Raw genomic sequence first — 10,812 nt, 5'->3', positions numbered from 1 at the left:
CATGAAGATCGATGACGTCTTCCGCAAACTCAGGCCTGTGATGGGACCAAAACTCGACCTCCTCTGGCAGGAGTACGTGGTTTCCGACGCTTCAGTCCGCAGGGAAATCGAACGCGTCCTCCGCATCGAACTGGCTCAGAGGCTGGACGAGACCTTCGAGAGCAGTCAGGTTCTTCTCAAGCCCCCACCCGCCGCGCTGGTTGCCGGCGACTACCCGGCGGGCCAGGTGTACTACGCACAGGAACCGCAGTACCCTTTCGGCATACGCGAGGAGGAATTCATCCAGCACATCGGCATCTTCGGCCGCTCGGGCAGCGGCAAGACCAACCTGGCCTACCTTCTGGTGCTCGACCTCATCAGGGCCGGTAAGCCCTTTCTGGTCTTTGACTGGAAGCGCAACTACCGCGACCTGCTCTCCCTGCCCGAATGCGGCGATCTCGTCGTGCTGACCGTGGGCAGAAACGTGGCACCGTTCCACTTCAACCCGCTGATCCCGCCGCCGGGGACCCAGGCGACGGTGTGGCTGAAGAAACTCATCGAGATCATGTGCCACGCCTATTTTCTCGGCGAAGGCGTGACGGTTCTGCTCATGCGGGCCATCGACAGCCTGTACCGGCGATTCGGCGTCTACGACGGGGCGCCGGTACGCATGCCCACCCTGGCAGACGTCAGGAACTTCCTGCTCGAGCGGAAAACCAAAGGCAGGGAGGCCGGCTGGATGGAGTCTGCCATGCGCGCCGTGGAGGTCCTCTGCTTCGGCGAGATGGGCCGCGTGCTGAACAGCGAGGCCCCCTTCGACGTCGCGGACCTTCTCAACCGCCAGGTGGTCCTTGAACTTGACGCCCTGACCAACGCGGACAAGACCTTCCTGATCGAATCCCTGCTCCTCTGGATCCACCATTACCGCATGGGCCAGCCGGACCGCGAGGAGTTCAAGCACGCCGTCTTCATCGAGGAGGCCCACCACATCCTGCTGCGGAAGAAGCAGGAGGCCACGGGCGAAGAGACCGTCACCGACGTCATCCTGAGGGAGATCCGCGAACTGGGAGAGGCCATCATCTGCCTGGACCAGCATCCCAGCCTGATCTCGAAGCCCGCCCTCGGCAACACCTACACCACCTTCGCCTTTAATCTTAAACATCGCGGCGACCTTGCCATGATGCAGGATTGCCTCCTCTTGAACAGCGAGCAGACCGATTACCTGGGCCGGCTCGAAGTGGGCTGGGCGGTCGCCAAACTCCAGGGCCGCTGGTTCTGGCCGTTCCTGGTCAGGTTGCCGCTCGTCAAGATAGACAAGGGGCGCGTCAGCGACCAGACGATAAGGGAACGAGCAAATCTGTTGCCGACTCCCTCCCCTTTGGAACCATCACGTCGAGAGACACATTCCGCTCCGATTCCGGCGTCTGCGGCGGATTCCGGGCAAGACGCCACGCAAGATGACATTAAGATTACTATTCCAAAAAAGGAAAAAGGAGACGAGGGGATGATGGGGGATGAGTGCGCAATTCGGCTTACAACGCAGGAACGAAAATTTCTGATGGACGTTCAGGAACGTCCAACATCTTTTGTGGTGGATCGGTATTGTCGTCTGGCCTTACCGGCGCGAAAAGGCACTGCAATCCAGCGCGCCCTGATAGATCGGAGGCTTATCGAGTCGGCAAGCATCTCCCTCCGTGGCGGTAGTGGGAAAATCCTCGCCCTGACAGAAGAAGGAAGGCAGGCGCTTGGGCTGCCCAACGCCGCTTCAAACAGGAACGGCGGGCCGGTGCATACCTACTGGAAGCGCCGCCTTGCCGAGCACCTGAAATCCTGTGGCTACGAGGTCACCGAAGAGTATCCGATTGGCGGCGGCAAGACCATCGACCTCGTCGCCTCGCGCGGCAACGAGCGCATTGCCTTCGAGATCGAGACCGGTGAATCCGACGCGGCAGCCAACGTCCAGAAGTGCCTGGAGGCGGAAATGCGGACGGTTTTCGTTGTCGCCACGTCCACGAGCCGGAGGGACTCGCTTGCCAGGAGGCTCATGTCTTGTCCAAACACAACTGTAGTGACGGGAAGCGAAACACTCGAACGCTTCGTAACGGCGTAGCGCTGGCCGCTTCGCGCTTCAGCACCATTCTCGAAAGGCCTGAGGCCAGAACCCTCATACTCACCCCTTCGCGGCGCGGAACACGCAGATCACTTGGGCGAAAGGGGTATCCGTGACACGACTTCCCTCTGGTACAGTCGAAGAACGCCAGATCGGGGGCACGCCGAATCAGCCGCCGAATCAGCCCACTTGTCGATGAGCAAGAAGGGGTTCGCGGACAGGGGACTTTATTGGTCCAAGTTTGCCCACCGTGCTCAGGAACGACCGCGGTGCAAATGGTTTTGAACCATGAACCAAAAAACTCTTGACAACTTTCCCGTGAAAGCTATACTCGCTCTTATAGAATGAAAATCAGCAGAAAGAACGGTCGATTCTGCAATTCAAGAATTATGAGCGCGGACTCTGACTCGAGGGATTTCCGCAATTGTCTGTAACCGCGTGCTGCGTAGTCAGCATCGTGGTGCCGACCGCCAGGCGAGAACACAGGCACGGCGCTGCGAGACCTACGACCCCAACCGAGAAAGGGTCGAGGCAGCGCTAGGGGGATGTGGACATGCATCAAGCCAGCGACGGGCAAGGGGCAGTAACACCGCACGAGGCCTCTGGGATATCCTCGGGGGCACAAGAAACCCACGTCATATCCGAGATTATCACATGGATTGTCATAGTTTTCGTATTTCCTCTCGTCGCGGCGATATGGCTGCCAAACCCGTGGGACAAGCTCCCACTCTACCGTCGATACCTCTTCCTACTTCCGACATGGCTCGCCATACTGAAATTGATAGCCGAGATCCGAGGGGTGTCTCTGCGTGAAATGGTGGTGCGACTGGCAACCTTTGCAGAGCGTGCTGCGTGTGGACTAGCAGGGCGATTGGCTGATCTCACAGTGCGATTCGTCCGTTGGGTTGACAGTGCTATTCCACGGAAAAGATCTTTGGCTACCCGAATCATCCGTATCCTCATCGCCCTCGCGTTACTAGCTGTGGTATTAGCCGTGGTAACCCTACTCTACAATGTTTGGGTGCTGAATCTGCCGGCGCCAGATTTCGATTTCGGAGAATGTGTGTTTATGAGCCTCCCGGCAGTCGGCGGCGGTGAGGTGTTGCAGATTTCCCTTGCCATAGCCCACCCGGAACTTTACTCTGTTCAACTGACATCTCGCTACTGGCAGAGCGACGAAGAGCGATTGCACAGCAGGGCTTGGTCCCCTGGCCACGGCTACGCCCTGGTCAGGCTGCGGAAGCGAGACGATCACCCAGGGGAAGACCGCGACGGCGAAATCGAAATAAGACTTCATTGGAAAGTGCCGTGGGTGTCGTTGCCCGACAAGGTTGTGCGACGTGATGCGGTTCGGTACATCATCGAAAGGGGTGAGGCAGAGCGTATGGGTTCGCACCCATGAAAAGCTGGGAGGGAAGGCGCATGAAACAACAGGCCACATCCTTTTCCGGCCCCTGGATTCTTGCGGTGGTTGTGCTGAGCGTGTCCCTGGGCGGCTGTGCACCTGAGCCGCAATTTGAGGTATTCGTGACCCCCGACTCCGCCGTCGCCGCTGGAGGCAATGCCCTTGTCGGTGTTCGGGTGACGAACCCACCGCAAGGGCTGAGACTACACGCCATTGCTGAGAGAGGCGTATGCGAGCCCAGTGAGGACATGGATCTTTCTAGCCGTTACACCGCTCCGCAAGAGGCCGGAGAGGATAGAGTGACGCTGGAGGTTCGTCATGGGGCCAAGACCCTGTTTTCAAAAGCCCTGCTACTGACGATCCTTCCCCCGAGATCGGGCAGCCCTCCGCCCGTGCCCTCCCCGGAGATCAAGATCGTGACCGTTCGAGCGATCAAGATGACAACCGTTCCCCCGTACAGCGAACACGGAGGGGCAGAAACCGCGGCCAACATTGCGGGGAAAACATCAGGCGTTGATCCGAGCCTGTTTCGGGTGGTTGTATATGTTCTCACCAATGCCTGGTACGTACAGCCGCTCATTGAGAGCCCGGGTACCGAAATTGCGCCGGACGGCAGCTGGGGCACCTGGACGCATACGGGGACGCAATATGCGGCGCTGGTAGTGCGTCGAGGGTTTAAACCGCCGGCCCAAACACCTGTTCTGCCGTCCCTCGGGGACGACGTGGTGGCCATCACCGTCGTCGAAGGCCGAAGATAGTCTCCAAAATGGTTCAAAAAAACCGGGGAGGCAGGGCCACGGCCTCCCCCGCACCGCACGGGTGCTGGTGCATACTGTGGCAAGAAAGGATGAGGCACCATGAAAAGTAATCTCATCACTTTGTGGTTGGGGATAGGCGCGGTCGCAATAGTCTTCTGCACTCTCGCCGGGGCAACGGCTCTTGGTGACGAGGGGAAAGCAGGGGGCGCTGAGCCCGGCATCATCATTACGCGCTCGCCGCCGGACAGCGTGAAACCGGGCCCAGACTCGTGGGGCACCATCGAGGGCACCGTAAGCGGCGTCAAGCCGGACGACTACAGGGTAGTTATCTACGCGTACGGCGACATGTGGTACGTCCAACCGTTCGTGGCCGCCCCTTACACCGAGATCGGTAAGGATGGCAAGTGGAAAGCCGACACACATGGTGGGTACAAGTACGCAGCCCTCTTGGTCAAATCATCCTACAAGCCGCCGAGCACAACACGGGTGCTACCTGAGGTGGGTGGCGATGTATTGGCTATCGCGCAGGCTAGCGCCGGTGAGGAAAACAAGAAGGAAAAAACACTTCGTTTTTCGGGTTACGTGTGGCGCGTGAAGTCCAGCCAAATGCCGGTTGGGCCGGGGCCCAATTATTTCTCGGACAGTGCCGACAACGTGTGGGTTGATGACGAAGGTCGCCTGCATCTCAAGATCACCCACCGCAACGACCAATGGCAGTGTGCAGAGATAATATCGAAACAATCTTTCGGCTACGGCACCTACCGATTCCGCGTCGATAGCCGAGCCGATGATTTGGACCCAAACGTGGTCCTCGGCCTGTTTACATGGAGCGATGACCCGGCACAAAGCCATCGGGAGATCGACATTGAGTTCGCCCGATGGGGGCAAGCTGAGGACAAGACGAACGCGCAGTTTGTCGTCCAGCCCGCGCAACAACCTGGCCGTCTGATACGGTACCGAATCCCACCTGAGGTCACCCCCGGGATCCACAGTTTCACCTGGAGCAGCGACAAGGTGGTGTTCCGATCTGTTAAGGAGCAAGCGTCTGGTCTGGAGTCCGCGGGATCTCTGATCCAAGAGTGGACGTTTTCCCAAGAGGGGGTCCCGCAGGCAGGCGGGGAGAATGTACGGATGAACCTCTGGCTGCTCGGTGGACGAGCACCGAAGAACGAGCAAACCCACGAAGTGATCATCCGGCGGTTCGAGTTCGTGCCCCTGGACAGCCGTTCCCCCTAAGGCTCATGGTGGGCTGACGGGCGCTTGGCTATACGATGGGTACGTGTGCTCAAGTCTGCGCCACGAGGCCGGTCAAGGCTGTGCAGTGGTAGAAAGAATGCCCCCACTTCCGATGCAGAACACCTTTTCGGGCTCGAGCCAGACCTCCACTTCGCAGTACCCGCTCTCGGCCAGAAGCCGCTCAACCTCCGAGGGTTCTCGATAGACCAGCTGCCAGTTCCCAAGAAGGCTCATGGTTGAGGCCAGGCGGTGGCGGCGCATGTTGGCCAAGAGAACGATGCCGCCTGGTTTGAGTTTCTCGCGAACCCTCGTGAGCACCGACACGGCGGCCTCTGAATCAAAATAGTCCAGCAGGCCGGAGAGTACGGCTACATCCTGGCAGGCCGGCAGGGCGTCCGCACCGAGGACGTTGCCGCGAACGTAATTCACGCTTCCGTCCAGGTCTTTCTGGGCAGCCAGCATTCTTCCGTACCGAAGGGCTTCCGGGTCCCGATCCACACAGGTGGCTTCGACATGTATGCAGTCCTGCACCTGCTCGAGGCAACCGAGGATTTCGTGGCCTGGACCAGAACCAAGGCTCAGGAGATTCACGGTCCCGTCCCTCTGGGCACGCTCTAGGACAATCGCACAGAGTTCTTCCGTCAGAATCTGGAGCCGGTTCCTCGCGCCGCGGGCAGCCCGGCTCGACAGCCATAATCGGTCGAGCAGTGTTCGCGGCTCGTTCCGATAGACGATCTCCAAGCACCGCCAACTGCCGGGCTGTCGCAGAGACTCGCGCGCGAGTTCGCTCAGGTGCCGCACGATGGGCCTGCCCACCCTGACCGCCATGCGGGCGAGAATGCCATTCGGACGGCTGCAATTCTTACGCTTTCGTCTCCCACTCACAGTAGGGGTCCCCCAGGCGGATGCACCTGTTCTCTTTCAGGCGGACGTGTCTGACGCCAAGTTCCATCTCGCCGTGAGCGGCGTAGACGCCCATGAACCACTTGCACGCCACGGACCTGGCGCCGAACATCCTCGCGCCGTGCTCGATGACAGGGTTGTCCCGCACGTGGACAATGATGTGATGGTGGCGGCCCTTGATTTTCACGTGCACAAACTCGGGTTTCCCGAAGCCGATGAACTCGAGCAGCGAGATCACGGCCTTCTGCGTCGCCCACCCGCCTCGAGGCCGCAAGCCCATGTACTTGACGATCTCCTCGGCCGCGTCCTTGCCGGCCTGGTAGCCCAACTCGTAGACAAAGTCTTCGCCGAGTTTCTCGCCGATCGTCTGCAGGTTCAGCGCCAGGGCGCGGGACGGGAACAGCGTCCAGTTCATCTTGCCGAACAACTTGATGCGGCCCTGTTCCGTGCCGAACGCATTCGCCCACAGGAGTTTCTTCAGAATCCACGCCAGACCCAAACGACCACCATCGGAGTGCGCGCGTCCGGCACCCTCCGTTTACTAATTGCCGACGCGGCCTTAAATGCTTCCGATGGTCTAACGGTACAGCCGCTCGAGGGCCCGCCGGACGTCCGGGGCCATCACGTCCGCGTACACCTGGGTTGTCACAATCCTCGCGTGTCCCAGCTGCTTCTGGACCAGGCGCAGGTTGTAGCCGCTCGCCTTGTAAAGCGCGCAGGCGTAGGTGTGCCGCAGGCCGTGAATGGAATGGCGGCTCGGAAGCCCCGCCCGGGCCGCACAGCGTTTGAACGCCTTCTGGACCGCCCGCGTCGTCAGGCAGTTGCCGGTGTTGCTGGACCGGAGCAACGGATCTTCCTGTCCGACCAGTTCCCCTGCTGCCGTCTTCCAGTCCAGGTACTCGTTGAGGCACTGCCCGAACGAGGCACTGAACCAGACCACTCTCCGCCGGCCGCCCTTCCCAGCCCGGACAATGAGCCAGGGCTGGCGCTTGTCCGTAAACACGTCGCCGCACCTGAGCCGCGTGATCTCCATCACGCGCAGGCCGGTGGCGAGGGCCAGTTCGACGATGAAGTGGTCCCGCACGGGCACATTCTTTCCTGCTGCTTGCGCAGCCCGGGCCTCTTTCTTCGACGCGCAGCGCAGCCGTCTGACCTCTGCCGGCGTAAGACACTTGCCCGGATCCAGAACCCAATTGACCTGAGCCATTCTTCCCCACGCGTGTCAGCCCCCATTCCCCGAAGGTTCTCAAATGGTGCGAAAAGTGAACCTTTTCGGGATGGCCGGAAAGGCTGTCCGGGCCCGGCGCATGCGTAGTAGCGGCCCACGGCCTACTGTTGGCGCGAGGGGTTAATAAGCACAGCAGTCAAAGGGCCTGACGAGATAGGCTGGAAGGCTATGGGCAGAAAGCGTCACTCCGAATCGGAAAAACCGTAAGGGAGGACGCCGGCAGGAAGAAAACTCGGTTCAGACTTCGCACCAAATCTGAACCTTTTCAGGAAGACCGGTTGTCATCATAGGGGGCCATCGCGCCATGTCAAGCCAAATGGTGCGATCTAATGGGGCGACCCTAACGGGACGAACCACAAGTCAGGGTGCAAGGGTGTTGACATTCCGGCGCGGATTGGATAAGGTCGCGCAAGTTGCATCGATTATCCTGGTATGGGATGGGAGGCAGTCTCTTGCTAGGGGAGATGTGCGCCGACCCAAGAACACTTCGGTGCGGATAACCGCGGAGTCTCCGGCAGGGTTCTTGCGTCCAAACCGTACGTACCTCGAAAGGAGCGTGTGGTCATGAAGAAGCGGCCGAAGGCGAAAAAGAGTGCGCCCGGGAAAGCGAAGCCCATTGTCACGTTTCACCTGAAATGCATGGATGTCGACAATTACGGAAGGGTGGTCATCAAAGATCCAAAACTAGCACGGATGATTAAGAAACTAAAGAAGCAGAAAACTCGGGTACTCGCCGCGAATTCATACTGCCTGCCGGACAGTTTCTGCCCTCCCCCGGTAAGTGGAGGCGGCTGCGGCGGACATACGAATATCGGGTGCGGATGCCCTCGGCCCGATAGCATGTGCACATGCGTGGCGCAATGCGGGTGCCAACTGACGCTGTGCAATTGCGCCTGATCGCCCGGTTCAGAGGACATCGCGAATGCGGCTGACCGCACCGGACATGCTGGCCGCTGTTGCCGGCGATCGATTGCACCTTATCCTTTATCCCACCGAGGCCTGCAACTTCCGATGTTCGTACTGCTACGAGGTGGTCCGCGGTGGCAAGATGGCCTCGGACGTGGTTACAGGTATCAAGAACCTGCTGCGCGCACGGATGGCGGACCTGAGCGCGCTCAGTATATCATGGTTCGGCGGCGAACCTCTCCTGGCGCTGGACATCATCAAGGACATCTCGCGGCACATTCGGACCCTGATCTGTCGTAAGCCGCAGTTGGCATACGGCGCCGACATGACCACCAACGGGTACCTGTTGACGCCAGGCACGCTCAAGACGCTGGTGTGCCTCGGGGTCAGGGAGTTTCAAATTGCCTTCGACGGCCCCAGGGACGTTCACGACAAGAAGCGCGTGCTCGCCGGGGGCAAGGGCACGTTCGACAGGATCTGGGGAAACCTGCTCGACATACGGAACACCAGGGAACAATGCACGATTCTGGTTCGGCTCCATCTCGACAAAGAGAACTACCGGGCCCTTCCGCCGTTCGTCGACGAGTATGCACGCGTGTTCGGCGGCGATTCGCGGTTCCGTCTTTTCGCAAGACCGCTGTCTCGACTGGGATGTCCCGACGACGCGCACCTGCCGGTGTTTTCTCTGGAACAGGGCCACCGACGGGCCAGGCAAGTGCGCGCCTATGCCCAATCCAAGGGAGCCCGCTGCATCACGACCAGCCATTTCATCCCCATCTGCTATGCTGCCAGGCTCAATTCGCTTGCGATCCGGGCTGATGGCGCGATCAACAAGTGCACGGTGAAACTGTACCTTGATGAGAATCGGATAGGTCACATTCTTCCGAACGGATCGTTGGTGCTCGACCGGGACAGGCTGTTTAGGTGGTGCCGCGGCCTCGAATCCGGACGCAGATCAGAGCTGGCTTGTCCCGCCCTGGGGGAGTAGTCCAGGAGAGGGTTCCTTGGCACTACTTATCTCCTCTCCTGTCTCGGTATTCCCCCAATAGAGCCCCCTGCCAGGATTGTGGTAGCACGATCGGCGGTCGTTGGTGCCACGTAGTACCCACCAGGCCTTGATTTCCGCCCTCATGAAGACTGTTAGGCGTGGTGGCTTAAAAGGTTTGCGAGGAGGGCTCTCATGCAATGGCAGAGGGTGCCTGCGAACGCGTTCCTGACGGCAGTGCCGCCCTCTCAACTCGTCAGGAAGGGCTTCCCGCCCCTCATCCGCGCTTCAACGTTCCACCGCAGGCGCGCCGTAGAAAAGCGCAGATCTGCATGGGAGACAGCGACCAGCACCTCAAGATCGCAAGGGAGAAGCTCTCCGCATTACAGGAGGCCTACAGGAGGCACCAGCATACGGTGGTGGGTGACTTGGCCATCAAAGTCGTGGAGCAACTCATCGAAGCAGACGCGGCCGGTCATGGCATGCACTTCGGAACCCATCACGAGAGACAGGGCTTTGCCAACCGCGAGTATCCTCACCAGATCACCGTCGCCATGAGGAAGATATGGTTCGCTTATGGTGACCTGGGCTATGATGGCACGAACGGTCATCGCGCCCGACTGGTGATGAGACATCTCAAGACCTTTGCGCAATTCCTCGAGAAAAGACTGGGCAGGCGAATATGGAACAGCACAGACTCGTGAGCAGGATCGTGAAGACCGTTGGCCGGCTGCCTGGCGTGGTGGCCATTGTACTCTACGGCAGCTTCGCCCGTGGCGACCACGGCCCGAAGTCCGACGTGGACCTGCTCATCCTCGTGCGCAGGCCCAGCCAAGCCAGAGTCGTCAACGAATGCCTCGCAGAGCGGGAATTCGGCCGCGAGATCCAACCCACCATCCGCTCCCTCCAACAGATCAGAAAAATGGATACGGGCCTGCTCCGCAACATCTTCCGCGAAGGCAAGATTCTTTTCTTGAAGGAGCCACTCGATCTCCCCGCAGCCCGTCTCTTGGATCTGAAGCCCTTCGCCTTGTACACGTTCAGTCTGAAAGGCCTCCCCCAACCCCAAAAGGCCAGATTCAATAGACTGCTCTATGCCCGCAAGACCGCAGGATACCAGTATCGCGGCCTGCTGGCTGACCTCGGTGGCATCCGGCTGTCCAGCGGTTGTTTCCTTCTTCCCCGGGACGGCTGCCGCAGAATCGAGCTCGCTCTCAAACAACACCGCGTGAATTTCCAGTCACGGCAGGTATGGATCTGAGTTCTCATCTCGTGCCGCATGGTGACTTTCCACACAGCCCC

General features: G+C 59.7%; 10 protein-coding genes. 7 read left to right on the top strand and 3 right to left on the bottom strand.

Translation table 11 applies throughout. The features are described from left to right. From NTX40_00295 to NTX40_00280, 4 genes are all read left to right on the top strand, one after another. Window positions 1-2,089 (top strand): DUF87 domain-containing protein (locus NTX40_00295; GenBank protein MCX5647531.1); only part of this gene is annotated, 2,089 nt, incomplete at its 5' end. Window positions 2,090-2,642: 553 nt separating this feature from the next. Then, window positions 2,643-3,491, top strand: coding sequence for a hypothetical protein (locus NTX40_00290; GenBank protein MCX5647530.1), 849 nt, complete (start codon window positions 2,643-2,645; stop codon window positions 3,489-3,491). Window positions 3,492-3,511: 20 nt separating this feature from the next. Continuing rightward, on the top strand, window positions 3,512-4,252 hold the full coding sequence (locus NTX40_00285; protein ID MCX5647529.1) for a hypothetical protein: 741 nt from the start codon (window positions 3,512-3,514) through the stop codon (window positions 4,250-4,252). A gap of 99 nt (window positions 4,253-4,351) precedes the next feature. Beyond that, window positions 4,352-5,488: a glycoside hydrolase family 16 protein gene (locus NTX40_00280; protein MCX5647528.1), complete on the top strand. Its 1,137-nt coding sequence runs from the start codon at window positions 4,352-4,354 to the stop codon at window positions 5,486-5,488. Window positions 5,489-5,560: 72 nt separating this feature from the next. Here NTX40_00280 and NTX40_00275 read toward each other — a convergent pair whose 3' ends face one another. The 3 genes from NTX40_00275 to NTX40_00265 form a co-directional block, all read right to left on the bottom strand. After that, window positions 5,561-6,304, bottom strand: coding sequence for a class I SAM-dependent methyltransferase family protein (locus NTX40_00275; GenBank protein MCX5647527.1), 744 nt, complete (start codon window positions 6,302-6,304; stop codon window positions 5,561-5,563). A 46-nt stretch (window positions 6,305-6,350) separates the two neighbouring features. Continuing rightward, complete coding sequence (locus tag NTX40_00270) at window positions 6,351-6,890, bottom strand: hypothetical protein (protein MCX5647526.1); 540 nt, start codon at window positions 6,888-6,890, stop codon at window positions 6,351-6,353. A 78-nt stretch (window positions 6,891-6,968) separates the two neighbouring features. Next, window positions 6,969-7,598: a tyrosine-type recombinase/integrase gene (locus NTX40_00265; GenBank protein ID MCX5647525.1), complete on the bottom strand. Its 630-nt coding sequence runs from the start codon at window positions 7,596-7,598 to the stop codon at window positions 6,969-6,971. A gap of 943 nt (window positions 7,599-8,541) precedes the next feature. On the opposite strand from NTX40_00265, the gene NTX40_00260 reads away from it, so the two are divergent. From NTX40_00260 to NTX40_00250, 3 genes are all read left to right on the top strand, one after another. Then, the gene (locus NTX40_00260; GenBank protein ID MCX5647524.1) at window positions 8,542-9,513 is read left to right on the top strand and encodes a radical SAM protein; all 972 of its coding nucleotides are present in this window, start codon (window positions 8,542-8,544) and stop codon (window positions 9,511-9,513) included. Window positions 9,514-9,710: 197 nt separating this feature from the next. Further along, the gene (locus NTX40_00255) at window positions 9,711-10,214 is read left to right on the top strand and encodes a hypothetical protein (GenBank protein ID MCX5647523.1); all 504 of its coding nucleotides are present in this window, start codon (window positions 9,711-9,713) and stop codon (window positions 10,212-10,214) included. Beyond that, window positions 10,211-10,771 carry a nucleotidyltransferase domain-containing protein gene (locus tag NTX40_00250; GenBank protein ID MCX5647522.1) on the top strand — a complete coding sequence of 187 codons (561 nt, stop codon included), beginning with the start codon at window positions 10,211-10,213 and terminating at the stop codon, window positions 10,769-10,771. Before NTX40_00255 ends, NTX40_00250 begins: the two co-directional genes overlap by 4 nt. Window positions 10,772-10,812 lie beyond the last annotated feature (41 nt).

Source organism: Planctomycetota bacterium, assembly GCA_026387035.1.
Taxonomy (GTDB): domain Bacteria; phylum Planctomycetota; class Phycisphaerae; order FEN-1346; family FEN-1346; genus JAPLMM01.
This window is presented reverse-complemented; position numbering and strand designations above follow the sequence as displayed.

Coding starts and splice junctions, on each gene's coding strand:
- NTX40_00285 (MCX5647529.1), top strand. CDS start 3,512: ATGAAACAACAGGCCACATCCTTTTCCGGCCCCTGGATTCTTGCGGTG.
- NTX40_00260 (MCX5647524.1), top strand. CDS start 8,542: ATGCGGCTGACCGCACCGGACATGCTGGCCGCTGTTGCCGGCGATCGA.
- NTX40_00265 (MCX5647525.1), bottom strand. CDS start 7,598: ATGGCTCAGGTCAATTGGGTTCTGGATCCGGGCAAGTGTCTTACGCCG.
- NTX40_00280 (MCX5647528.1), top strand. CDS start 4,352: ATGAAAAGTAATCTCATCACTTTGTGGTTGGGGATAGGCGCGGTCGCA.
- NTX40_00290 (MCX5647530.1), top strand. CDS start 2,643: ATGCATCAAGCCAGCGACGGGCAAGGGGCAGTAACACCGCACGAGGCC.
- NTX40_00255 (MCX5647523.1), top strand. CDS start 9,711: ATGGCAGAGGGTGCCTGCGAACGCGTTCCTGACGGCAGTGCCGCCCTC.